This is a genomic window from Deefgea tanakiae, assembly GCF_019665765.1.
GTDB classification, from domain to species: domain Bacteria; phylum Pseudomonadota; class Gammaproteobacteria; order Burkholderiales; family Chitinibacteraceae; genus Deefgea; species Deefgea tanakiae.
The window spans coordinates 484,948-507,740 of the sequence record NZ_CP081150.1; the positions used below are offsets into that span (position 1 = coordinate 484,948).

21 protein-coding genes and 5 tRNA genes are annotated in these 22,793 nt (G+C 48.8%); 12 read left to right on the plus strand and 14 right to left on the minus strand.

What is annotated here, in order from left to right:
- Positions 1–3 precede the first annotated feature (3 nt).
- On the minus strand, positions 4–1,332 hold the full coding sequence (lplT, locus tag K4H28_RS02270) for a lysophospholipid transporter LplT (protein WP_255573592.1): 1,329 nt from the start codon (positions 1,330–1,332) through the stop codon (positions 4–6).
- Positions 1,333–1,457: 125 nt separating this feature from the next.
- Between lplT and K4H28_RS02275 the strand changes: the two genes are divergently transcribed.
- From K4H28_RS02275 to K4H28_RS02315, 9 genes are all read left to right on the plus strand, one after another.
- Complete coding sequence (locus K4H28_RS02275) at positions 1,458–2,069, plus strand: DedA family protein (RefSeq protein WP_221006711.1); 612 nt, start codon at positions 1,458–1,460, stop codon at positions 2,067–2,069.
- 24 nt (positions 2,070–2,093) lie between these two features.
- Positions 2,094–3,164, plus strand: a complete 1,071-nt coding sequence (gene alr, locus K4H28_RS02280; protein WP_221006713.1) for an alanine racemase — start codon at positions 2,094–2,096, stop codon at positions 3,162–3,164.
- 212 nt (positions 3,165–3,376) lie between these two features.
- Entirely contained in the window at positions 3,377–4,603 is a 1,227-nt protein-coding gene (locus K4H28_RS02285; protein ID WP_221006715.1) for an aspartate kinase, read from the plus strand.
- Between the two features lie 97 nt (positions 4,604–4,700).
- Positions 4,701–4,792: transfer RNA gene (locus K4H28_RS02290), tRNA-Ser, on the plus strand.
- A gap of 20 nt (positions 4,793–4,812) precedes the next feature.
- Positions 4,813–4,889 (plus strand) — tRNA-Arg (locus K4H28_RS02295).
- A gap of 24 nt (positions 4,890–4,913) precedes the next feature.
- Positions 4,914–4,989, plus strand: a tRNA-Glu gene (locus K4H28_RS02300).
- Positions 4,990–5,027: 38 nt separating this feature from the next.
- Positions 5,028–5,104 (plus strand) — tRNA-Arg (locus tag K4H28_RS02305).
- A gap of 27 nt (positions 5,105–5,131) precedes the next feature.
- Positions 5,132–5,206 (plus strand) — tRNA-Glu (locus K4H28_RS02310).
- A gap of 179 nt (positions 5,207–5,385) precedes the next feature.
- Positions 5,386–5,727: a hypothetical protein gene (locus K4H28_RS02315; RefSeq protein ID WP_221006717.1), complete on the plus strand. Its 342-nt coding sequence runs from the start codon at positions 5,386–5,388 to the stop codon at positions 5,725–5,727.
- A gap of 11 nt (positions 5,728–5,738) precedes the next feature.
- Here the strand turns inward: K4H28_RS02315 and K4H28_RS02320 are convergent, their stop codons facing one another.
- Positions 5,739–6,062, minus strand: a complete 324-nt coding sequence (locus tag K4H28_RS02320) for a hypothetical protein (protein WP_221006719.1) — start codon at positions 6,060–6,062, stop codon at positions 5,739–5,741.
- Positions 6,063–6,139: 77 nt separating this feature from the next.
- Here K4H28_RS02320 and msrB point away from each other — a divergent pair, with 77 nt between their 5' ends.
- Complete coding sequence (gene msrB / locus K4H28_RS02325; protein WP_221006722.1) at positions 6,140–6,535, plus strand: peptide-methionine (R)-S-oxide reductase MsrB; 396 nt, start codon at positions 6,140–6,142, stop codon at positions 6,533–6,535.
- Positions 6,536–6,680: 145 nt separating this feature from the next.
- Here msrB and K4H28_RS02330 read toward each other — a convergent pair whose 3' ends face one another.
- The 8 genes from K4H28_RS02330 to K4H28_RS02365 form a co-directional block, all read right to left on the minus strand.
- Positions 6,681–7,058: a hypothetical protein gene (locus K4H28_RS02330; protein ID WP_221006724.1), complete on the minus strand. Its 378-nt coding sequence runs from the start codon at positions 7,056–7,058 to the stop codon at positions 6,681–6,683.
- 259 nt (positions 7,059–7,317) lie between these two features.
- Positions 7,318–8,607: a 3-phosphoshikimate 1-carboxyvinyltransferase gene (gene aroA, locus K4H28_RS02335; RefSeq protein ID WP_221007921.1), complete on the minus strand. Its 1,290-nt coding sequence runs from the start codon at positions 8,605–8,607 to the stop codon at positions 7,318–7,320.
- Between the two features lie 9 nt (positions 8,608–8,616).
- Positions 8,617–9,624 carry a lipopolysaccharide heptosyltransferase II gene (gene waaF / locus K4H28_RS02340; RefSeq protein ID WP_221006726.1) on the minus strand — a complete coding sequence of 336 codons (1,008 nt, stop codon included), beginning with the start codon at positions 9,622–9,624 and terminating at the stop codon, positions 8,617–8,619.
- Positions 9,625–9,721: 97 nt separating this feature from the next.
- On the minus strand, positions 9,722–9,919 hold the full coding sequence (locus K4H28_RS02345) for a zinc-finger domain-containing protein (protein ID WP_221006728.1): 198 nt from the start codon (positions 9,917–9,919) through the stop codon (positions 9,722–9,724).
- A gap of 61 nt (positions 9,920–9,980) precedes the next feature.
- Positions 9,981–10,901 (minus strand): branched-chain amino acid transaminase, encoded by a 921-nt coding sequence (locus K4H28_RS02350; RefSeq protein ID WP_221006730.1) that lies wholly within the window; start codon positions 10,899–10,901, stop codon positions 9,981–9,983.
- A 160-nt stretch (positions 10,902–11,061) separates the two neighbouring features.
- On the minus strand, positions 11,062–11,439 hold the full coding sequence (locus tag K4H28_RS02355) for a hypothetical protein (RefSeq protein ID WP_221006732.1): 378 nt from the start codon (positions 11,437–11,439) through the stop codon (positions 11,062–11,064).
- Positions 11,440–11,467: 28 nt separating this feature from the next.
- On the minus strand, positions 11,468–11,719 hold the full coding sequence (locus tag K4H28_RS02360) for a hypothetical protein (protein WP_221006734.1): 252 nt from the start codon (positions 11,717–11,719) through the stop codon (positions 11,468–11,470).
- Positions 11,720–11,943: 224 nt separating this feature from the next.
- Positions 11,944–12,858, minus strand: coding sequence for a LysR family transcriptional regulator (locus K4H28_RS02365; RefSeq protein WP_221006737.1), 915 nt, complete (start codon positions 12,856–12,858; stop codon positions 11,944–11,946).
- 111 nt (positions 12,859–12,969) lie between these two features.
- Here K4H28_RS02365 and K4H28_RS02370 point away from each other — a divergent pair, with 111 nt between their 5' ends.
- Positions 12,970–13,911 carry an NADP-dependent oxidoreductase gene (locus tag K4H28_RS02370; protein WP_255573593.1) on the plus strand — a complete coding sequence of 314 codons (942 nt, stop codon included), beginning with the start codon at positions 12,970–12,972 and terminating at the stop codon, positions 13,909–13,911.
- A gap of 64 nt (positions 13,912–13,975) precedes the next feature.
- Here the strand turns inward: K4H28_RS02370 and K4H28_RS02375 are convergent, their stop codons facing one another.
- The 3 genes from K4H28_RS02375 to rlmD all read right to left on the minus strand — a co-directional run bounded on the left by K4H28_RS02375 (position 13,976) and on the right by rlmD (position 17,730).
- Positions 13,976–14,509 (minus strand): hypothetical protein, encoded by a 534-nt coding sequence (locus tag K4H28_RS02375; RefSeq protein WP_221006739.1) that lies wholly within the window; start codon positions 14,507–14,509, stop codon positions 13,976–13,978.
- A complete protein-coding gene (locus K4H28_RS02380) occupies positions 14,506–16,323 on the minus strand; it encodes a lamin tail domain-containing protein (RefSeq protein ID WP_221006741.1) in 1,818 nt (605 codons plus the stop codon). The genes K4H28_RS02375 and K4H28_RS02380 overlap by 4 nt, the downstream gene beginning before the upstream one ends.
- Positions 16,324–16,404: 81 nt before the next feature.
- The gene (gene rlmD, locus K4H28_RS02385; protein ID WP_221006743.1) at positions 16,405–17,730 is read right to left on the minus strand and encodes a 23S rRNA (uracil(1939)-C(5))-methyltransferase RlmD; all 1,326 of its coding nucleotides are present in this window, start codon (positions 17,728–17,730) and stop codon (positions 16,405–16,407) included.
- 109 nt (positions 17,731–17,839) lie between these two features.
- Between rlmD and K4H28_RS02390 the strand changes: the two genes are divergently transcribed.
- Entirely contained in the window at positions 17,840–20,428 is a 2,589-nt protein-coding gene (locus tag K4H28_RS02390) for a hybrid sensor histidine kinase/response regulator (protein WP_221006745.1), read from the plus strand.
- Between the two features lie 108 nt (positions 20,429–20,536).
- On the opposite strand, the gene K4H28_RS16845 is transcribed toward K4H28_RS02390, so the two are convergent.
- Positions 20,537–22,540 carry a glycoside hydrolase family 19 protein gene (locus K4H28_RS16845; RefSeq protein ID WP_221006747.1) on the minus strand — a complete coding sequence of 668 codons (2,004 nt, stop codon included), beginning with the start codon at positions 22,538–22,540 and terminating at the stop codon, positions 20,537–20,539.
- Between the last annotated feature and the right edge of the window lie 253 nt (positions 22,541–22,793).

Sequence of the window (22,793 nt, forward strand, 5' to 3'; positions counted from 1 at the left end):
ATCTCAAGCCTTATCGTTTGGCGCAACTTGGTATTTTAGTTTGCAGTGGTAACGCAGCATAATGCTGGCCATACACACGATGACCAAAACGCCAAAGCCAATAATGATGGCCTGCATTGGCGGGATACCGTGTGCCGCATACTGAACTATCAATAATGCACTGCTATTTTCGGGTAATTGGGTACTCAAGTATTTAACCATTAAAGCATGAATGCCCACCATGGCTAAAATGCCTAAATTCTCGTTGAAGTTTTGAACCGCAATCGAATGCCCTGCACCCATCAATTGATGGCCACGGTGTTGCAAAATGGCATTGAGTGGCACAACAAAAAAACCTGACAAAGCCCCAATTAACAACATCAATAACGCAGCGACAGAGATTTGGTTGACCCACAACATGCAAATAACCAGCACCCCCATGCCTATGCCTGCGGGCATCACTGAAAATGCACGGTTTAAGGGTACCCAACGTCCAGCCGCGACAGCGCCAATCGCGATCCCTATGGCGACAATTGCAATCAATCTTGTAGCGGTTTCTAAGTCAATCGCCAGCCATAAAATCGCCCAATTTAACACCACCAGCCGCATTGTCGCGCCAGCCCCCCAAAAGAGCGTGGTAATCGCCAGTGAGGCTTGGCCTTGCGGGTCGCGCCAAAGGCGTTTTAGGCACCACGCAAATTCTTTGGCTTGATGTACAGGGCTGATATGAAAAGGCTTCAGACGGGTTTTGAGTTTAGGTATTTTGCTATTGATGATGGCGGCAATGATGTAGAGCAGTGTAATGATGACAATTGCAAATTGGGTGCTGCTCAGATCTTGCGTAAGAGTATTTGCTTCCAGCCATTTTTTAATCGAGGCTCCGGAGAGATACCCGCCAATAATAGTGCCAAGGATAATTGCAAAGACGGTTGCACCTTCGAGCCAGCCATTGGCCTCAACGAGTTTTTCGTGGGGGAGATATTCGGTGACAATTCCGTATTTGGCTGGCGAATAGGCGGCCGCGCCAAAACCTACAATCGCATACGCGAGTATCGGCGGCAGGCCAAACAGCATGCCAAGGCAGCCGATGAGTTTGATGCCATTGCACAACATCATCGCTTGCCCTTTATGCATTGAATCGGCAAACGACCCTGCGTAGGGCGCAATCACAACATAAGACACGGTGAAGCACCATAGCAACATGGACAAATGCCATTCAGGTGCATGACGCTCTTTGAGAAGGGCTAAAGCAGCGAAAAACAAGGCGTTGTCGGCGAGCGCCGAAAAGAATTGCGCCCCTAAAATTTTAAAAAAACCACGATCCATCACGCCAGCCTTTGGGTCATATTTCATTTATTTGGAATTTATATCACCAAAATATGACAAAACTACATGGCTTTGCGTGTTTGCTGCACATAAGCAAAATGTTTTGCGTGGTATTATCCTCGCGTCAAAATTCAAAAGCCTTGAGTGCTGCAATGGATATTCTGGATTTTCTGATTTCGATATTTACTGATTACGGCTACGCCGCCGTATTTTTCGTGCTATTGATTTGTGGTTTTGGCGTGCCGATTCCCGAAGACATTACGCTGGTTGCCGGTGGTGTAATTTCCGGTTTGGGTTACGCGCATGTGCATACGATGGTGTTGGTCGGTATGTTGGGCGTCTTGATTGGTGACAGTTGTATGTTTTTGGCGGGTCGCTACTACGGCCCGCGACTACTCGAACACCGTTATTTTGCCCGTATGATGACGCCAGAACGTTATGTTGCAGTACAGGATAAATTTGAGCGCTATGGCAACCGTGTTTTGTTTGTCGCGCGCTTCTTACCCGGTTTACGCGCGCCTATTTATATGAGTGCTGGCATGTCTCGCCGCGTGACATATGGTCGATTTTTACTGCTGGATGGCTTGGCCGCGTTGATTAGCGTACCTGTCTGGATTTATTTGGGATATTACGGCGCTGAAAATCATGAATGGATGATTAAATGGTTGGCGCGCGGCCAAACCACCATTTTTGTATTGGTTGGTATTGTATTACTGTGTGTTGGCGTTTGGTATTTCCGTCATTGTCGTAAACCAAAACAATAGTTAAATAACAAACAGAATTGAGCAATGTCTCGTCCGATTGAAGCTTTATTTAATGCCGCTGCATTAGCGCATAATTATCAATTAATTCAGCAGTTAGCGCCGAATGCGCGTGCTTTTGCCGTGGTGAAGGCCAATGGCTATGGCCATGGTTTGAAGCGCGTTGTGTCCGCTTTGCCTGCTGCGGATGGTTTTGCGATTCTTGAGTTAGATGCCGCAATTCAATTGCGCGCTGGTGGTGTTAATCAGCCGATTTTGTTACTTGAAGGTGTGTTTGACGCCGCAGAACTGATCGAATGTGCCTTGTATGACTTGAGCATTGCTGTTCATTCTGCGGAACATATCGCATGGCTAGAGCAAGCGACACTATCTCGTCCTCTGCATGTTTTTCTCAAACTCAATACGGGCATGAACCGCTTAGGTTTTCCTGCAGAAACGGCCAAGACTTGGGCTGAACGATTGCGATTTTGCAAGAATGTGGCTGATGTGACATTGATGACGCATTTTGCAACGGCAGATGAACCCGCTATTGGCATCACTGACCAGTGGGGGCGCTTTTGTGAGGCGACTCTGGACTTAAATTTACCGATTTCCACGGCGAATTCAGCCACTATTTTTGCCTATCCTGAAGCGCATGGTGCCTGGGTTCGACCCGGTGTTGCACTTTATGGCTCTTCACCCTTTGCAGATCGATCCGCCGATTGTCTTGGATTACGCCCAGTAATGACATTACACTCTGAGGTGATTGGCGTTCAAGAGCTAGTTGCTGGCGATACGGTCGGTTATGGTGCGACTTTTGTCGCCGCGCACACGATGCGAATTGGTGTAGTGGCGTGTGGTTATGCCGATGGTTATCCTAGGCATGCGCCTACTGGTACTCCGGTTGTTCTCAATGGGCAACGCAGCCGAGTATTGGGGCGCGTGTCGATGGATATGCTCTGCATTGATTTGACGGACTTTCCTGATGCCGGATTGGGGAGCCCTGTTGAATTATGGGGTGAGCAATTATCGATTGATGAAGTTGCGGCGGCAGCGGGCACCATTAGTTATGAATTGATGTGTGCGTTGACGGCTAGGGTGCCAGTCCGAGTCGTGTAAATTGAGGCATTCCTGAGCGATGCATTCTTCAAATCGCGAATTTTAAATTGAGTTGTTTTGCTCAATTAACTTGTTGTATTTCACTATCAATTCAAAGTTCCACCGTATTAAAAATAAAATCTTCATAAATCAATTCAAATGGCACTCCCCAAGTGGGAGGGCTTCCTTTACAATAAGTCCGTTTATTTTAATCCCGCCCTGCAGGTTGAATCATGGCATTGATCGTCCAGAAATACGGTGGCACATCGGTGGGTAGCACCGACCGAATTAAAAATGTGGCTCGCCGCGTCGCCAAACATAAAGCGCAAGGACATGACCTCGTGGTTGTGTTGTCTGCTATGTCGGGTGAAACCAATCGTTTGATTGGCCTCGCTAAAGAAATTCAAGCTAATCCAGATCCCCGTGAGTTGGACGTTATCGTCTCCACGGGCGAGCAAGTCACGATTGGCTTGTTGGTGATGGCGCTGAAAGAACTCGGTATTGAAGCCGTATCTTATACGGGCGGTCAAGTCAAAATTCTGACCGATAGTTCGCACACTAAGGCACGTATTCAACACATCGATGACGCCAATATGCGCGCCGATTTGAATGCAGGCAAGGTGGTGGTTGTGGCTGGTTTCCAAGGTGTTGATGCCAATGGCAATATCACGACCTTGGGTCGCGGCGGCTCAGACACTTCTGGTGTTGCGTTGGCCGCCGCTTTAAAAGCGGATGAATGCCAAATCTACACCGATGTGGATGGTGTTTATACGACCGACCCGCGTGTTGTGCCAGAAGCTAAGAAATTAAAAACAATTACCTTCGAAGAAATGCTGGAAATGGCCAGCTTGGGCTCGAAAATTTTGCAAATTCGCTCAGTTGAGTTTGCAGGTAAATACAATGTGAAATTACGCGTGTTGTCGTCCTTCCAAGAAGAAGGCGAGGGCACCTTGATTACTTTTGAGGAAGACTCTACCGTGGAAAAACCCGTCATCTCCGGCATCGCATTTAATCGCGACGAAGCCCGTGTTAATGTGATTGGTGTACCTGATAAGCCAGGTATCGCTTACCAAATCCTCGGCCCAATTGCGGATGCCAATATCGACGTGGATATGATTATCCAAAACGTCGGCCAAGACGGCACGACGGATTTTTCATTCACAGTACCCAAAGGCGAATTGGCCCGGACTGTGAAGGTATTGGAAGGCGTACAAGCTCAAATCGGCGGCAAGTCGGTTTCTGGCGACGACAAGATCTGCAAAGTATCCATCGTTGGCGTGGGCATGCGCTCGCACGTGGGCGTGGCATCAACGATGTTCCGCACATTGGCCGAAGAAGGCATCAATATCCAAATGATTTCAACGTCTGAAATCAAGATTTCAGTGGTGCTGGATGAGAAGTACTTGGAGTTGGCTGTACGTGTGTTGCATAAAGCATTCGGCCTTGACCGCGTTGCCTAAATAAATCAGTAGTTTTAAATCAACAGCTTGTCAGATTAATTACAGATAAGGTGTTGACGGAGGCCGATAGTGTGTATATTATTCGGTCTCCCTGAACGGAGACGTGGATGAGTGGCTGAAATCACCGCCCTGCTAAGGCGACATACGGAGTAATCTGTATCAAGGGTTCGAATCCCTTCGTCTCCGCCAGGAACTTTAATTTGTAAGATGCGCCCGTAGCTCAGTTGGATAGAGTATCTGGCTACGAACCAGAGGGTCGGGCGTTCGAATCGCTCCGGGCGCACCATACAAATCATCGCGTACTACCAAAGTCTCCATCGTCTAGAGGCCTAGGACACTGCCCTTTCACGGCGGCGACCGGGGTTCGAATCCCCGTGGAGACGCCAGCTGTCGAGTTGGTCAGTTTTAAAGTTTGAAATACAGTGCGCCCGTAGCTCAGTTGGATAGAGTATCTGGCTACGAACCAGAGGGTCGGGCGTTCGAATCGCTCCGGGCGCACCAATTTCATACTGTAGTTTGTATTACATAGTCCCTATAGTTTAGCGGTTAGAACACTGCCCTTTCACGGCGGCGGCCGGGGTTCGATTCCCCGTGGGGACGCCAACAACGAATAGATAACGACTTTCGCGCAAGCTAAGTCGTTTTTTATTGCCTGTCAAAAATACATCCATTCCCTCCTATTTGTGCTGTCGTTGGTGAATCACATCACCCGCGCAAGACTGCCTGCGCGCTGAAAATTCAGGTACATTATCGTCTCAAATTAAATAAAAAAGGATGAGGCGATGAAATACGGAATGCGTTGCGTGGCATTGGGTTTGAGTATGCTTTTGGTGGCTTGCGGTGAGAGTACTCCCCAGTCCACGAGCGCGCCACAGGTCGAATCAGCGTCGACTGACCCAAAATACCAAAATCCATTATTAAATATGCCGCCTGCGCAATTTGCTGAGGTTTTGGCTGAGTGTGGCAAGGTCTTGTATGGTGTAGACGCACCAACGGATGCGAAGTGCCGTGAGGATGTGAAAGCGCGCGCAGCGAAGCAAGGCGTGTCTTTAAGCGATGCGAATTTGGATGAGCCACTGGTGCATGACCGCTACCAATTCAGTACCAGCAGCGAGAAAAAATAAACGATCGGGGCCTAAATCAGGCCCTGATCGTTATCCACCAAGATATTGAGCGAATTTTTGAGAGAGCTACGTACTTTTTTGCGTGAGAGTAGTTTTTCTTGTGCGGGTAGCGGCAGATCGGTCAGGCGGAGTAGATTCTTGTCGATCAAAACATCGACCAAATCCTCAATCACGCGAATTAAGCTGGTATCGAGTTGATTAAAAACCTCGCCCGATTCCGATAAGAAATCCAGCACTTCGGGATGGTTTGGTTCGATTGCTTCGACGTGCTCGTGATCAGATTCTTTAGCGAGCGATAAAATTTCACCCGCAGCATTGCGTTTGACATAAAACATGGTGGCAGGCTCATCAAGGGCTTGGATACTTGATGGTAGCAGCTTCAACTAAAGCTGTAGATGATTTTGAGGAGTGAATGATGGATAAAATCGTTAAAACCGATGCAGAGTGGCGCGCGATGCTCACGCCTGAATCTTATTACGTCACGCGGCAAAGCGGCACCGAGCGGCCATTTACCGGCCAATACTATCAAAACCGTGCAGCAGGCAAATACCACTGCATTTGTTGTGGCAGCCTCTTGTTTGAATCTGCAACGCAATTTGACGCCGGCTGCGGCTGGCCGAGCTTTTTCCTCGCCGCCGACGAATCAGGCATTACGCGTATCGTCGACCGCAGTCACGGCATGGAGCGCGTAGAAGTGCGCTGCACGCAATGTGACGCGCATCTCGGTCACGTCTTCCCCGACGGCCCAGAGCCGACGGGTGAGCGCTACTGTATTAATTCGGTGGCGCTGGATTTTGAGGCTGAGTAGATTGGTAGGGTGTGAAAATCATGCAGGGATTTGCGCGCCCTGCACGTTGGTAAGTTAACTTTAGGTATGACGAGGGAACACGTTAATAAATAATAGGCAACAACAAGTTCTAGATTATTTAATCTACGCCGAAATATGTCTTTTTTTAATCAATCTCACTAATGTCTCTCATTAGAAAATTATTTTTTAATGAATCCAGGTCTATCTCTTCAATAAAAAAGTCATATATTTTATTTGAAGATAAATTATTGATCATGATTGAAATTGAATGAGAAAGTAGGAAGTTGCACTGTAAAAGTAACTCTTTCCTCATCTCTGATTCGTCCTTGTACATTAAAGGTATCTGATCATCGAGATTAGACCAATAGTGTGAAATCGAGGAAGAGTAAACGGCTTTCTCGCCATTGTTAAAATTAATCAGCCGTGCATCTAAAAAGTAAATTTTTCTAGGCCATAATGCAATAATTTCTGAGAAACACCAATCAATTTCAGAGATATAATTTCCCTCATATTTAACACTCATTTTAGCTCCTCCTATTCATACCGCTTATGACCCATAAAAGCGAATAGCCATGCAGGGCGTGTTAGGTTTATTAACCCACGCTGAATATCGCCTGCTATTGCAGATTTGATTGGTCGGGTACGCCTTCGGCTAACCCACCCTACGTATTGATGTATTTCATTGTAGGCTATTAAAAATCTTGCTTGCATGGTAATACATCAAGATGTGGTCATCAAAAAAGCCGCACAATGTGCGGCTTTCGTGTTTTGACGCGCGATGTTTAAACCGCAATTCGCGCCAATTCTTCAAAATAAGTCGGGAAGGTTTTGGCAGTGCATTTTGGATCGTTGATTCGCACTGGTACGCCTTTGATCGCCACGAGTGAGAAGCACATCGCCATGCGGTGATCGTCGTAGGTGTCGATTTCAGCGTTCGCGGTGAGCGTGGCTGGCGGCGTGACCGAAATCCAATCTTGGCCTTCGACGACCGTGGCGCCGACTTTACGCAATTCGGTGGCCATCGCCGAAAGACGGTCGGTTTCTTTGACGCGCCAGCTTTCGATATTGCGAATCGTCGTTGTTCCGTTGGCGTACAGCGCGGCAATCGCAATCGTCATCGCCGCATCGGGGATGTGGTTCAGATCGACGTCAATTGCAGTGAGCTGGCCGCTGGCCGGTGGTGCGGCTTCAATCCAGTTGTCGCCCCAAGTGATTTGTGCGCCCATTTGCTCTAGCGTGTCGGCAAAGCGTTTGTCGCCCTGAATACTGGCAGCGCCGACGCCTTCCACGCGCACCACGCCGCCACCGATTGCGCCCGCAGCGAGGAAGTACGATGCGCTGGATGCGTCGCCTTCAACGTGGATTTCTGCTGGGCTGGTGTAGCTTTGCCCGCCAGGAATGAAAAATTCGTTCCAGCTTTTGCGCTCTACTTTCAGGCCGAATTTCGCCATCAGGTTGAGTGTGATTTCGATATACGGTTTAGAGATCAATTCGCCAACCACATCAATCGTCATGTCGCGTTGAGTCAGGGGTATTGCCATCAAAAGCCCAGTTAAGAACTGGCTGGAGACATTACCCTTCACAGCGATACGATCACTGGTGACGGTACTCGGGCGAATCCGTAGCGGCGGGAAACCATCATTGCCCAGATATTCAATTTCACAACCGGCTTGCTGCAGGCCTGTAACCAAGTCGCCAATTGGGCGCTCGTGCATGCGCGGTACGCCAGAAAGACGGTAATTACCGCCGGCGAAGGCCAGCGCAGCAGTTAGCGGACGGAAGGCCGTACCGGCATTGCCGAGGAATAGATCGGCTTGCTTGACGGGAAATTCACCGCCACAACCATGCACGATAAAATCACGGCTGTCGCCGATTTGTTCGACTTTCACGCCCAACGCATCAAGCGCTTCGAGCATGCGTTGCGTGTCGTCCGAAGCCAATAGGCCGATCACTTTAGTCGCGCCGCTGCTAAGTGCGGCAAGCAATAAAGTGCGATTTGAAATGCTTTTTGAGCCGGGAAGGGCGACGCTGCCATTGACGCCAGCGATTGGGGCGAGATCAAGAAATTCCATCATGGGTTCCTAGGTATTTAATTTATTAAGTGCGGTATAAACGCGCTCTGGATCGAGTTTATTTAAGCAATTCATATGGCCGAGCGGGCAGATACGCTCAAAGCATGGGCTACATTCCAAATCCAGCGTCACGATTTTGGCTTTGATCGCCAGTGGCGGTGTAAATGTCGGTGAACTAGAGCCAAACACGGCGACCAGCGGACGCTGCAGCGCGGCGGCGACGTGCATCAGGCCGGAGTCATTACACACCACATTGGCAGCCAACGACATGAGATCGATGGCTTCAGCTAGGCTGGTTTTGCCGGCCAAATCGAGCACCTGTGGTGCAAGCTCGCGAATTTCGGCGCAGATTTCTGCGTCTTTGTTGGATCCAAATAACCAAACTTGTTTGCCTTCATCGATCAATTCATTGGCCAGTGTCGCAACGTGTTTGGCGGGCCAGCGTTTCGCTGGGCCATATTCTGCGCCGGGGCAAATGGCCACAATCGGTGTGTCAGTCGACAGACCTAATTTTTTGACGGTGGTGGCGCGCTCATCGGGATTGATCGTGAGCACTGGAAACGGCATCGCTTGCGTTAACGGTACGCCCGCATCGGCGCCAAGTGCATAAAAGCGCTGCGCCATTTGCGGTAGTGCAATCGGGTCGAGAATCCTTGCGTCATTCAGCAAGCCGTAACGCATTTCGCCGAGCCAGCCAGTGCGTTTTGGAATGCCAGCAAACAGCGGAACGAGCGCCGATTTGAGCGAATTGGGTAGCACGATGACTTGATCGTAGCCACGCGCTTTAATCTCGCGCGCCAGTTTCCAGCGTTCACGCAGTTTCAATTGGCCGTGCGTAAAAGGGGCATCGATCAGTTCATTAATTTCTGCCATCCGCGCATGTAGTGGGCGCGTCCAAGCGGGCGCGAGCACGTCGATGATGGCGTCAGGGCGTCTGGCTTTGATACGGGCATAAAGTGGCTGCGCCATGATGGCGTCACCGACCCAAGCGGGCGCGACAATCAGAATGCGTTTCAAATGAATCTCTCAATACAGTGCTTAAAGCGGAAGACAATTTTATTCAGCAAAAAACGACAAAAGCGGCGCATAGGCCGCTTTGTTTTGTAGGGGTATATTAATGACCCTTAATCACTTCGCCAGCTTTCAGCTTATACATCGTGCCACAGTACGGGCATTGTGCTGAGCCGGTTTTGGCAACATCTAAAAATACGCGTGGGTGCGAATTCCAGCTCACCATATCGGGCATTGGACAGTGCAAAGGCATGTCTTTGGCGCCAACGTTAATTTCTTTTTGTGCGTCTTTTGAGCTCATGTTTCAACTCCAAATTTGTGTGTAAGTCGGGTTAGCAGCGTAACCCGACGTTCAATCTCAATTAGCAGGCGGTCAACCAATTAGCGCGGCTCGCATCGCGGCCTTGTACGATATCGAAATAGCGTTTTTGAATTTCAGTGGTGATCGGGCCACGGCTACCGCAACCGATGGTGCGGTTGTCGAGTTCGCGGATTGGCGTCACTTCTGCAGCAGTACCGGTGAAGAAGGCTTCGTCACAGATGTACACTTCATCGCGCGTGATCCGTTTTTCGATTACTTGCAAGCCCATTTCAGTGGCGATTTGGAAAATCGTGTTGCGGGTAATCCCGTCCAAACATGAAGTCAAATCTGGCGTGTACAGCTTGCCAGCGCGAATAACGAAAATGTTCTCGCCCGAACCTTCGGCAACAAAACCATCTACATCGAGCAACAATGCTTCGTCGTAACCATCCGCCGCCGCTTCGTCGTGCGCCATGATCGAATTCATGTAATTGCCGTTGGCTTTGGCTTTGCACATCGTTACGTTGACGTGGTGGCGTGAGAAGCTCGACGTTTTCACGCGAATACCTTTGGCTAAACCGTCTTCACCAAGGTAAGCGCCCCATGGCCAAGCTGCGACGATGATGTGCACGTCTTTTTTTGGTGGTGCGATACCGAGTTTTTCTGAGCCGTAAAACGCCATTGGGCGCATATAGCCTGATTTCAAGCCGTTTTCTTTAATAACGGCGACGTGTGCTGCATTGATTTCTTCTTTAGAAAATGGCAGCGCCATATTCAAAATTTTGGCCGAATTAAACAGGCGATTGGTATGGTCTTCGAGGCGGAAAATCGCTGGACCAGTACTAGTTTCATAAGCGCGAACGCCTTCAAAAACGCCCATGCCGTAATGCAAGGTGTGGGTCAGTACATGGGTCGTGGCTTCGCGCCAAGGTACCATTTTGCCGTCATACCAAATAACGCCGTCGCGATCTGCCATTGACATCGATGCTCTCCTGCCTGAATTCTGGGGTTCATTAAAGACAACGATTGTAACCGAAAAATTACCGTTTCTGCGCACCTCTGTACTGAGTTTCCTGCCTAGATGATTCATCCACAGCAAAAACAGCGATTGAGGTCGATTTAGGTTTGAATTGGGGTCGTTGTTATTTCAAGGACAGTCGAGCTTGCTCGAGCTTTTCGCCTTTGAGGCTGTATTTCACAATCATAACGGCGCCCGATAAATGGGCAAAATCGCCTTTGATATTGAGCGCATTGCTGCCGCTGGGCTTGAGCTGAACTTTCGTATTGGCATTATTGTGCTGCACGATCAACTCTGCCGTGGCGCCGTCGCTACTGAGTTTATTACCATCGTGATCTTTGATATAGAGCGTAAGTGCATTGGCAGAATAGGTGACTTCGAGTTGATGCCCAGCAGCTGCTTCTTTAATCGTGCCGCCATGCTCCGGCTTGAGAGGTACTTCGCTGTGAGCATGGGCTAAAGCACTGATGAATAGCGATGCGATACAAATGAATTTTTTCATGGTGATTGGGCTTGGAATGGTGTTTGAATTATTTCAGTTTGGTTTGGCAGAATTCATGAAAATTCTCTGCAGTTAGCTCAAGATTATTTTCAATCAAGATTTTGCTGGGCCGCACGCATTGCTTTAGTTTGACGCACCACGAATAGCCTTCTTCACCCACGCAGCCATAGGCGTCTTTGGCGGGTAAGTTAGTGGCTTCCGCTGGATTGGTGGCGGCGGCATGAGTCAGCCCGCTTAATATGGCAAAGCAAAAACTGCTTAAGAAAAAATTATAAGTCATGCTCGCTCTCCAAGTTGATCGATTAAAAGTATGCAATTTGCCGCACGCATTGTATTGATCAGCTTAGCTGAAGCGGATTTGACTTGGCAACAGTCGATTGATCGGTTTGCAGATGATTGATGTGCTTTACCAACTAGAGGCGATGAGGGAGTTTCATTGTTAAGCTACTTACTGATGGGTATTGCTATATAAGCTATGTTAATTATGCTTCTTAAGCATATACATTAAGTTTGAAGTCGCGGAGCGAAAGACTGCAACAGAAAATTGACCATCGCACTGGTTTTTGCTGGTAGCCATTCACGTGCTGGATATACCGCATAAACCGGCAAGCCCGGGGCGGGAGGGTAGTTGGCGAGGAGTGGCAACAACTGACCGCTGGCGAGGGCCGTCCTCAGCAAAACGCGGTCGATAAGCAAAACGCCATGCCCCGCACAGGCCGCATCAACGAGTGCCCCCGCGTCATTGATCGCCAAGGTGCCGCTGACTTGAATGCTGATCACATCTTCATTAGCCATAAAACGCCACACATCCATGGTTGTGGTGTTGTTACGGTAGCAAAGGCAATTGTGCTGAGTGAGTGCTTGTGGGGTACTTGGGGCTGGGTATTTGGCTAAATAGGCCGGGCTGGCAACCAGCTGCCATTCTAATTCGCCTAATTTACGTGCCACAAGGCTGGAATCGGGCAGATGGCCGATGCGAATGGCCAGATCAATCTGTTCGGCCGCAAGGTCAGCCATACGATCTTCAAATAACAGCACTAGATCAATCTCTGGATACTGCTGCATAAATTCAGGCAACAAGGGGAGTAGATGTGCGCGCCCAATCGAGCTTGAGCAAGAGACTTTGAGCCGCCCTTTGACATGCTGCCGATAGTTGTCAGTAATCGCAGCTACATTATCCAGCGCCAACTCAATAGCTTGCGCCTCGCGCCAGACTTCTTCACCCAATTCGGTTAATGCTAATTGACGCGTCGTGCGTTGCAGCAGGCGAGCACCAAGGTGTTGTTCAAACTTAGTGAGTTGTTTGCTGACCGATGAGCGACTCAGCCCCAATTCTTTGGCAGCGCTGGACATGCTGCCATGTCGCACAACGCAAGCAAATAGCGCTAAGCCGGGTAAAGATTCTAGTTGAAGGCGCATTGGCGATTTGATTGTTGATTATTTGGAAACAATGTAATGCCTTGCAGGTGTCTAATCAAGCTTCATGTTTCAACCTACACTGGGTTCATCTATTTATTGACTCAAGGAAATATGATGCAATCAACGATGCAAGCCGTTCGCCAAACAAGCTATGGTCACCGTGATGTTTTGGAATATGGTACTGCGCCAGTGCCGAGCATTGCTGCTGATGATGTATTACTTAAAGTGCACGCTGCTGCTGTGAATCCTGTGGATTGGAAAATCCGCGAAGGATATTTGCAAGCGATGATTCCGTTTGACATGCCGCTCACGCTGGGTTGGGATGTGGCGGGGGAAGTTGTTGCAGTGGGGGCAGACGTAAGTGGCTGGCAAGTGGGTGATGCGGTGTATAGCCGTCCTGATATTAGTCGCCAAGGTGCTTATGCTGAGTATGTGGCGGTACGCGCTAGTGAAATTGCTAAAAAACCAGTTAGCTTGAATTGGCAAGAAGCAGCAGCAGTGCCATTGGCGGCCTTAACTGCGTGGCAAGCTTTATTTCAATTTGCCAATCTGCAAGCCGGTGAGAAGGTATTGATTCACGCTGGAGCCGGCGGCGTTGGCTTATTTGCTTTGCAATTGGCGCAATGGCGCGGCGCAGAAGTGTGGACCACGACTTCGACTAAAAACATTGAATTTGTCAAAGCGCATGGGGCGAATCACGTCGTCGATTACACCCAAGCAAATTTTGCGGACTTACGCGATTTTGATGTGGTGTTTGATACCTTGGGCGGAGAAGTGTTGGCCAACAGTTGGCAAGTACTCAAAGCGGGGGGGCGACTGGTTTCGATTTGCGATACGCCCGACGCAGACATTGCAGCTCAGCATCAAGTTGTCGCGCACTTTTGCTTTGTGCAACCGAGCGCTGAGCAATTAGATCAGTTAACTGATTTACTCAATACTGGCGTAGTCAAAGTGGTGATTGATCGCGTGTACCCACTGGCGGATGCTGCGCAAGCCCATGAACGCAGCGAAAGTGGTCGTGCTCGCGGCAAAATCGTGTTGCAAGTAAGCTAATTTGGCGTTTGATGAATTAAAAAAGGACGGCTGAACGCTGTCCTTTTTTATTTGCAACTGCTGATTACTGACATGGTTTGGCTTGTATCCACCAGTCCAGTCGGGTTTCTGTTTCATTGGCGATATTTGGTTTGCTGGCTTTCGCAGGTCGAACATCGCTGATTAAAATACACCACCCCCCCACCGTGCGTGGCTTGCCGGGGCTCAGTTTCACTTTTTGCTGCTGGTTCGCCAAAGTTAAGTACTGATCCCAGTGCCAGCCTGGAATGACTTCACCAACGAATGACATGTTTTGCCCCAAAATCAATTGCGGCGGGCGTTGTGCATCTTTTGACCAACTCAGCTTGCGCATCATCCCAGCAGGATGATGCCGTAGCTCTTGATTGAGCCAATCTCCTGATTTTACTGTCATAAATTGAGCTGGTGCTGCGCTTGTAATTAAGGTCTGATCGGCATGATTAAATCGCCATTGGCCAGCAATGGTTATCTCCATTGATTCGATCTCTTGCTGCTGCGACCAAGTGCCATGGATTTGCACTGGCTTAGCAGTGGCTATACCTGCATATAGCAGGGCAGCCAGGATCAAAAAATGTCTCATGGGGCTTTTTTCCCTATTGGCATTTCATGGGCAACAGGTTGGCGATCATTGAGTAAATGAATCTCCGGCTGCGTATGGAGGTTATTTAGACGCAGACCACGTGCACCGCTGGCTTCACGTGAGAAGGCCAAGGTCAAGTTTTGCCAATCGTTGTAATCTTTGAGCACCGTCTTGCTGAAATTATCTGGAGCATCGATATTAAGCGAGAGCCCTGAACTGGTGAACTGATTGTCTTTATTCCAGTCAATAAAGGCACCTGGGTTGCTGCCACGTCCGAGTAAATCACTTTCAAAGAGAGCGGCTTCGTCTAAATTTTTTGAGCTGCCATCAGAAAAATCAATAATGAAACTATCGCTGCACATATTTGCTTCGACTGAGTCCGAGCAAATAGAAAGACCTTTCATGCCATTCTCAATGTACCAACGTTGCCCTGCATTTGAGCTTGTCAGATTTGGTGGTAGGCCTGTGTTGTAGAGGTAGTTCATGATGCTTACGTAGTTTGGTTTGTAATTATTGTTTTCAAACCCGCCATGACGTAAGCCAAGGTTGTGCCCTAACTCATGCATTAGCGTTGACGCTTGCTGATTAATTAGAAAGTTTTTGTTTCTACTGTTTGAGGCGCTTAACTGCAAATTGCCCAGCGTGATATTAAAGTCATTACCAGATATTTCAGCTAGCCCAGCAAAGCCAGAACCTGCAACGGCTTCATAACCCGAAACCCCATAATGGAAAATCGGCTGACGGCGCAGGTCGAAGTACTTGGCTTTCAGTGCATAGACATCAGCGCAACCTATTTTAGGATCGCCCAGATCGAGGCAGCTGGTAAATGGGAGTACGGATTGTGTATTACCCAAATTGTAGTCAGTGAAATTAGCGCCAGCATCAAAGTGAACGGCAATGCCTTTACGGGCAAAGGCATCAACCACTTTTTTCAAAGCTTCTGGGCGTGGTTTAACCCCTTCGTCGGTTGAACTCATGTAGTCCAGCTCGATGAAAATATCTCGAACCCCTGCTCGTGCACCCATTGCGTACAGATTAAGCCCCGCAAATGTTCCGCCCGGTACTTCAGCAGAATCGGGAATACCATCATTATCGGCATCGCTTGTATTCGCAGGGACATCGTTAGGGCCCGCTGGTGTGATAAAGCTGGCTAATTCAAAATCGAGTGCTGATTTAGTGATGTTGTTGATACGAGCCACTGGACGAACAAGGCTGCTGCCGAAAGTCACTGGCAGCGCTGGAGCGTTCACGCCTGTCCATGCTGTAGATGTTTTAGGTGGTGTTGTATTCGTCCCAAATCGCACAAAGTCGATAGTAACATTGCTAATTGGATCAAATAACTCAACAAAACCGTTTGCATTCCAGAACGGTAATTGAATTCCCGAGTCGACAAATGCAATTTGGTGTGAAGAGACTAAGTTTCTCGCCGATTTGGCCGCAACAACAATGTAACCTTTTGCGGGAATGACCGTACTTGGTAATACAAACTCGCTAGATCCAAAATTGCTGGAGGAGCGCAGTCTTGCGCCGTTGATATCAACAGCGACTGAGTTTGGGTTATAAATTTCAATCCAGTGGTCACCAACAGCCGCCCCACTAGAAACTTCACTAATGATGAGTGCGCCAGCCACCATCGGAATGGCGACTGCTGTTTGCTTTACTACTTCAGCGCTAACCACATCTGCCGCAGGTGGCGTATAGGGGCTTGGTGTGGGCGTGGTCGCAGGAGTCGTTGTGCCGCCACCTCCACCTCCACCGCAGGCAGTTATGACAATCGACGTAGCAAGGACAAGAAGTGCACGAGGTGTATGCATTATGAATTATTACCAAAAATAAAATAGGCTAACATTATATTACATTTCTAATTAGCTTTCGCTTACTTTCTAATAAATTACCTATTCCTTTTCAAACCAAGCAATGCTTTCAACGTGAGCAGTATGTGGGAACATGTTAATTACGCCGGCATTCTTGAGTGTATACCCTTTAATATTTACTAAAATGTCTGCATCGCGGGCGAGTGTGGCTGGGCTACAGGATACATACACAATTCGTTTTGGACCGTGCTCAATACTAATCGAATTGCATAACGCCATCGCTCCGTCACGTGGCGGATCGATCAGCATTTTGTCGAATTTACCAAGTTTATTGAGCCATTCTTCGGTCATTTCAAATAGATTGGCGATTTCGTAGCTAGTCAGGTGATCGAGGTGATTGTGCTTTGCTCCCTCGAGAGCACGTTCGACCAATTGTTGGCTACCTTCCATCCCGAGTACTTTGGCACCGCTGCGGGCAATAGGTAGTGTGAAATTACCTAAACCACAGAACATGTCGGCGATGAGCTCGTCTTTTTGTGGGTCGAGTAGTTTCATCGCACGTTCGACCATCACGCGGTTGATGCCGTAATTGACTTGCGTGAATTCGGTTGGTTTGAAAGGCATTTCAATACCAAACTCAGGCAGAGAATAGGTGAGGGCAGGCGCATCAAGCGGGTAGAATGGATAGGCGCTGTCTGGGCCTTTGGGTTGCAGCCAAATTTGTACTTTCCATTGATCGGCATACGCTTTGAACAGCGCAGCGTCATTCTCGCTAATCTCGGTCATGATGCGGAATACCAGTACGGTGACGTTTTCACCGACCGCGAGTTCGATTTGTGGCATGTCGTTGACGATTGATAGTGACGAGATCAAGTCGCGCAGCGGTAGCAGTTGGTCCGACATCGATTTAGGCAAGACATGACATTCGCTCATGTCGGCAATAAAGCCAGAACGGCGCTCATGAAAGCCAACCAACACTTTTTCTTTTTTCGCAACATAGCGAGCCGAGAGTCGCCCACGTGAGCGATAGCCCCATGGTGTACCGTAAATCGCGGGCAACATCGCTTCGGCGGTAACCTTGCCAATGCGCTGCAGATTGTCTTCTAAAATGCGTTGCTTGGCGGCAACCTGTGCACCGAACTCCATGTGTTGCATAGAGCACCCACCACAGACGCCAAAATGCGGACATTTAGGTTTCACGCGCATAAAGCTTTCATTATGGATTATGATAGCTTGCGCATTCTCAAAGGTCGGTTTTTTGCGGTAGCTGCTAAATGAAATGGTCTCAAAAGGCAGTGCGCCATCGATGAAGATGGTTTTTCCTTCATAGCGGGCTACACCATGACCCTCGTGGTCGAGTGATTCTACGGTGGCAATTGGATTAGGGCGGGATGCTGGTTTGGTCATGGCGAACGGATTTCAAAAAAATAGTTTCTTATTATAGCGCAGACGCTCACTGTGCTCGTTGTTGACTAGTTTTTCTGTTCGAAAGTAATAAAAAAACAAGGTTTTCTTTATGCAACTAGATTCCGTTTTGTGTTTACCTGCTTTGCTCGAAGCTGAGACGTGGGACCAATTTGCATCGACCTTGGTGGCCGCCGTTCGAGATTCCTTTGCAGCAAAAAGGGCTTATTTGGTTTTACCGAGTGATAGTGCAGCATCCGTCTCGATTTACGCAGAAGCGGTGGTGGGTCAGCGCGCACTGGCGTTTGCCGAGCCGCAACATCCATCTGGATTTTTTGGTGTTCCCGTCGAAGAATTGGCTTGGCAGATGCGCGAACCGGCGGTTTCGGTGCGGCCAGTTAGCTATCAAATGCAAGAAATCTGGGATGTGCCGGATGAAGATGTGGTTCCTTTATATCGGCTGATTTTGCCTTTACTCGATCAAGACTGTACGCAAGCGATGCTGTATGTCGAGCTCAGTGATGTTGAGCGTTTACAAGCTTACCTTGATACAGCGGCATTTCGAATTGAGTGTGAAGCGCTTTCAGGGATGCTGAAAGAGCGGATTGGCGCTTTACTGTATGGGCATGATATCGAACGCGATGAAATGACGCGCCGGATGCAGCAAAGCCTGCAGCGTGCCGAAGAATACCGTGAGTTGCTGCAGAAATTGCACCAAGTGACCTTGCGTTTAACGCAAACGACGAGTTTAGATGCGCTTTACCATGATGTAGTTCAGTCGGCGATTACGGATTTAGGTATTGATCGCTTAGGTCTATTTACTGCCGATTTAAACACCAATGAAATGTGCGGCACTTACGGTACTGACAATAATGGTGATCTGACAAACGAATACTGGTATCGCACGACGACACCACCGCACCAAATTTTCCGTGATGCGCTGGCAAAACCGGGCGAAGTGATGGTGAAAGAGGACGCGGCGATTTACTACAATAAGGTCGTTGTCGGGCGCGGTTGGAATTCGCTGGTTGCGTTGTATGCCGACAATACGCTGCTCGGCTGGATGGCGGCAGATAATTTCTTGCATCGCCGCAGTTTGATGCCTTATCAGCGTGAAGTTATGAAACTGTTTGCGGCCATCGTGTCGCAGTTGATTCGTGCGAAACAAGTTCAAGAAGAGCTACGGCAAGCGAATGAGCGCTTGTTGCAGCAAAGTAATTCACTGGCGATGGCGCGCGATGCTGCTGAAGCTGCGAGTTATGCCAAATCCAATTTCTTAGCCACGATGAGCCACGAAATTCGTACGCCACTCAATGGTATTTTGGGTTTTGTGCAATTGCTAGGTAATACCGCGCTGAATGTTGAGCAAAGCGAATACGTCAATAACGTACGCAAGTCAGGTGACTCGCTGGTGCTGCTGGTTAATGACTTACTCGATTTTTCAAAAATTGAAGCCGGCAAGTTGGAATTGATTAAAGCGCCGTTTGAATTGGCCAATGTGATTGAAGAAGCTGCTTCTGTGATGGCTTCCAAGGCGGTTGAGGCACGGCTCGATTTAGTGCTGGAATTGGCAGCAGATCTGCCCGCTTGGTATATCGGTGACGCATTGCGCTTAAAGCAAGTGCTGATTAATTTAATTTCCAATGCAATTAAGTTTACTGAAGTCGGCGGCGTGAGGATTGTCGCCGACTGTGATGCAGAGCAGATTCGAATTGCAGTCGAGGATACTGGGATTGGGTTGGATAGTGGTAGTTCTGTGCAGTTATTTCAGCGCTTTTATCAAGCAGATACAGGCGCAACGCGGCGCTATAGTGGCACGGGCTTGGGCCTTGCGATTTCTAAGTCATTACTCGAATTGATGCAAGGCGATATTCAAGTTCGCTCGGTGCTGGGTAAAGGTTCTAAATTTGTTGTGAGCTTACCAAGGCAGCATTTCACCAAACCACGAGTCTTGGTACCAGCAGGCTTTAATCAACAAGGCATTTTGTGGAGAGGCTTGCAAGGGGGCGTTGCCAGTATGGTGCTGCCGTGTTTAAGTGCGGCAGGTTTACAAGTATTTACTCAGTGGCCAGAAAATCGCCAGCAAATCGATTTAATCATTTGTGAAGACACCATTAGCAAAGAACTGGCGAGCTCTCATTTGCCCGTTTTGCTACTGGGTTGGCAGCAGCCAGAAGAGCTGAGTTCGGCGAATCAATTTTTATGCAAAGTGGCTTTGTCTGAACGGCAGTTACTTAATACTGTGGCAGGTCTGCTTGGCCTTGGTAATGATATTGCGAAACCCCTTGCAAATCTGTCTGCCGGAACGCTGTATCGTGGCAAGGTGCTGGTGGCGGAGGATAATTTGATCAATCAGCGGGTCGTCGCTGCCTTTTTAAGCAAAATTGGTTGCGATGTCGTGTTAGTGACCAACGGCCATGCAGCAATCGCTGCAGCAAATGCTGAAGCTTTTGATTTGGTCTTCATGGATTGGCAAATGCCAGAAATGGACGGGCTGACTGCAACGCGTATTTTACGCAGCCAAGCACAAACTCGATCTTTACCGATTATTGCGCTGACCGCCAATGCCTTTGAGCACAGTGAAAATGAATGCCTTGCCGCTGGGATGGATGGGTTTTTAGCCAAACCTCTCGATCTGATTAAGCTTAAAGGAATTGTTGCTCAGTATTTGCCTGAGCAAAGTGCAGTTTGCGTCTTGTGATGTATTGCTCTAAAAGCAATGATTAGCAAAGCCTAGCTAGATATACATTATTAAGATCAATAAAAAACGCCGTTCGATTGAACGGCGTTTTGCTATTACTTGAGTCAATTACTTGGTGTTATCAACCACCACTTGACCATTGAACTTCACTTGGCCGCGGAAGAAGTAATCCACGCAAGCTTTGTAGTCGCCAGGGGTGGCGAGGCTAAATGGCGTTTGGTAGGTTGCCAGTTGGCAAGACCAAGACACGCCGCCTGGATTGTTGGCATTGTAATTCCAGCCTTTATCCAGATAGGTTTTGGTCGCTGCCGCAGAGCCATTCGTAAAGCCTTTAGACGAACCGCAAGTCAGTTGCTCACCTGTGATGTCCACGCCGAGTTCTTTCGTAAACTCTTTGTAGGCCGCGATACGGTTCAGCGATTGCGAAACTTCAGAGCCTTTACCGCACTCGATACCACCGTTGATGATGTAAGTCGTAGCGCCAAATCCTGGGGCCATGCCATTGGCGATATCCACTTGATTTGGTTTCCAAGTGCCATCAATAACCCAAGTCATTGGTGGTTTTGGTGATTGTGGGTAAACCGCAAACCAGATTGCCGAAGCAAAGTTCAATGAGGTATCAGCAACGAGGCCCGGATTGTCGAGCAAGACATTGACGTCTCCATACAGTGATTTGCTGAATGGGCCGTAGTTGTAGTTCCATGACAATTGCTTAGAGCCGCGACCGAAGTAGCTAAAGTACTCGCCTTTGGCGTTTTTGCCGCAGGGGTAGAAGATCGAGAAGATCGAGCCACCAGCGCCGTTAAAGCAATCTTGGTAGCCGCCAGTGCCGCTGCCTTCTTGCATGCCTTGTTCACGTAGGAACCACAAGCCTTGGCGGAAGGTTGGAATCGCAGTGTTTTGATCCATCGTTGCCAATACGGCATTATTTTGGTCAGCGTAGCCGCGTGCAGTTGCAGGCGTCAAAGCTGGCCAGTTCGCGCCAGTTTCTTGTGCAAAGTGAGCAAAAGACGTGGCCAATAGTTTTTTACAAATCAGGTCTGAATCACGGCCATCGGCATAAGTCGCGCAATACGCAGGGAATTTCGCTACGCCTTTGAGTAGATTCTCGTAGGTGTATTTCACGTTGCGTACTGGGAAGAAGTAATCAAACTTCGCACGGCTTAAAACGCGCTCAACGCGTTTCACGTTGTCTGGATTGCCTGCTGCGCCAACTACTACGGCATCTACCACGGCATCAGGGCGAACTTGCAATGCATCACGGATACGATCGATGGTGCTGCTGTCTGCGCCTGCTTGACTGTAAAGTGCTTGCTCGGCCGCTTTAAATTGCGCATCCGTTGGGTAGCCCGCTGGTGCTGCGATATAAGTGATCTGTGGCTTGTAAGCGGCAACAACGGGTGTTGATGTTGCTACTGGAGTCGCAGTTGCAATTGGTGTCGCTGTTGGTGCAACTGTTACGACTGGTGTTGAACTTGGTGTTGCGGTTGGCGTAATCGTTACGACTGGCGTTGCTGTTGGCTTAGGTGTAGCTGTTGGCGCAATCGTTACGACTGGCGTGGCTGTTGGCTTAGGTGTAGCTGTTGGTGCAACAGTCACAACTGGGCTTGCTGTTGGCTGTGTGCCACCACCTGAGCAAGCGCCCAAGTTTTTCCATGGACCCCAGAGGTCTGTTGATGACGGTGCAGTGCCTTGCACCCACCATTTAGCTTCATAATTGGTGTTGTTATACACCACGCGTTGGCCACCTTGGTAGGCTGTGGCGCTATTCCATTCGCTACCACAGTTTCCAGCGACTGGTGTTGGTGCCGTTGTTGGTTTTGTGGTTGGCGCGGCAGTGATGATTGGTGCTGTTGTTGGCGCTAAGGTAGGCGCTGTCGTAGGTGCAGGCGTTGCTGTGCCACTGCCAACGAGTTCCCACGGGCCCCATTGCTCGGTGCCCGGTACATTGTTTTGCGTCCACCATTTGGCTTTGTAATCTTGGCCTGCGTAGGTGACGGTTTGGCCGCCGCTGTAGGCGGTCGCGCTATTCCAAGCAGGTGCAGCCATGACTTGAATTGAGCAGATTGCAGCGGGAATTGCCGCGAGCATCCAACGATTTATCTGTGACATAACGTCTCCATCCTTATTGTGGCACCGAGATCAGTGAAAACCGCTGGTGCTGTTATGAGTTTGCTTGACCAGGCAACAGCCTTGTAAGCAAACAGCATACTAATCCGCGTCAGGGAAATTGACTAGCCTAAAGATTGATTTTCTGCAGAGAAATGTATTAAAAATCACACTTTAAAAACGCTGTAAGTGCGGTGTTGGCGATGTGCTAGAAGTGATTGATTTAATGGATAAATTAATACGGGAAAACCCGTAT

Excerpts from the sequence above, each read along its gene's own strand:
- lplT (WP_255573592.1), bottom strand. The coding sequence starts at position 1,332 with ATGAAATATGACCCAAAGGCTGGCGTGATGGATCGTGGTTTTTTTAAA.
- K4H28_RS02275 (WP_221006711.1), top strand. The coding sequence starts at position 1,458 with ATGGATATTCTGGATTTTCTGATTTCGATATTTACTGATTACGGCTAC.
- alr (WP_221006713.1), top strand. The coding sequence starts at position 2,094 with ATGTCTCGTCCGATTGAAGCTTTATTTAATGCCGCTGCATTAGCGCAT.
- K4H28_RS02285 (WP_221006715.1), top strand. The coding sequence starts at position 3,377 with ATGGCATTGATCGTCCAGAAATACGGTGGCACATCGGTGGGTAGCACC.
- K4H28_RS02315 (WP_221006717.1), top strand. The coding sequence starts at position 5,386 with ATGAAATACGGAATGCGTTGCGTGGCATTGGGTTTGAGTATGCTTTTG.
- K4H28_RS02320 (WP_221006719.1), bottom strand. The coding sequence starts at position 6,062 with ATGTTTTATGTCAAACGCAATGCTGCGGGTGAAATTTTATCGCTCGCT.
- msrB (WP_221006722.1), top strand. The coding sequence starts at position 6,140 with ATGATGGATAAAATCGTTAAAACCGATGCAGAGTGGCGCGCGATGCTC.
- K4H28_RS02330 (WP_221006724.1), bottom strand. The coding sequence starts at position 7,058 with ATGAGTGTTAAATATGAGGGAAATTATATCTCTGAAATTGATTGGTGT.
- aroA (WP_221007921.1), bottom strand. The coding sequence starts at position 8,607 with ATGGAATTTCTTGATCTCGCCCCAATCGCTGGCGTCAATGGCAGCGTC.
- K4H28_RS02345 (WP_221006728.1), bottom strand. The coding sequence starts at position 9,919 with ATGAGCTCAAAAGACGCACAAAAAGAAATTAACGTTGGCGCCAAAGAC.
- K4H28_RS02350 (WP_221006730.1), bottom strand. The coding sequence starts at position 10,901 with ATGTCAATGGCAGATCGCGACGGCGTTATTTGGTATGACGGCAAAATG.
- K4H28_RS02355 (WP_221006732.1), bottom strand. The coding sequence starts at position 11,439 with ATGAAAAAATTCATTTGTATCGCATCGCTATTCATCAGTGCTTTAGCC.
- K4H28_RS02360 (WP_221006734.1), bottom strand. The coding sequence starts at position 11,719 with ATGACTTATAATTTTTTCTTAAGCAGTTTTTGCTTTGCCATATTAAGC.
- K4H28_RS02365 (WP_221006737.1), bottom strand. The coding sequence starts at position 12,858 with ATGCGCCTTCAACTAGAATCTTTACCCGGCTTAGCGCTATTTGCTTGC.
- K4H28_RS02370 (WP_255573593.1), top strand. The coding sequence starts at position 12,970 with ATGATGCAATCAACGATGCAAGCCGTTCGCCAAACAAGCTATGGTCAC.
- K4H28_RS02375 (WP_221006739.1), bottom strand. The coding sequence starts at position 14,509 with ATGAGACATTTTTTGATCCTGGCTGCCCTGCTATATGCAGGTATAGCC.
- K4H28_RS02380 (WP_221006741.1), bottom strand. The coding sequence starts at position 16,323 with ATGCATACACCTCGTGCACTTCTTGTCCTTGCTACGTCGATTGTCATA.
- rlmD (WP_221006743.1), bottom strand. The coding sequence starts at position 17,730 with ATGACCAAACCAGCATCCCGCCCTAATCCAATTGCCACCGTAGAATCA.
- K4H28_RS02390 (WP_221006745.1), top strand. The coding sequence starts at position 17,840 with ATGCAACTAGATTCCGTTTTGTGTTTACCTGCTTTGCTCGAAGCTGAG.
- K4H28_RS16845 (WP_221006747.1), bottom strand. The coding sequence starts at position 22,540 with ATGTCACAGATAAATCGTTGGATGCTCGCGGCAATTCCCGCTGCAATC.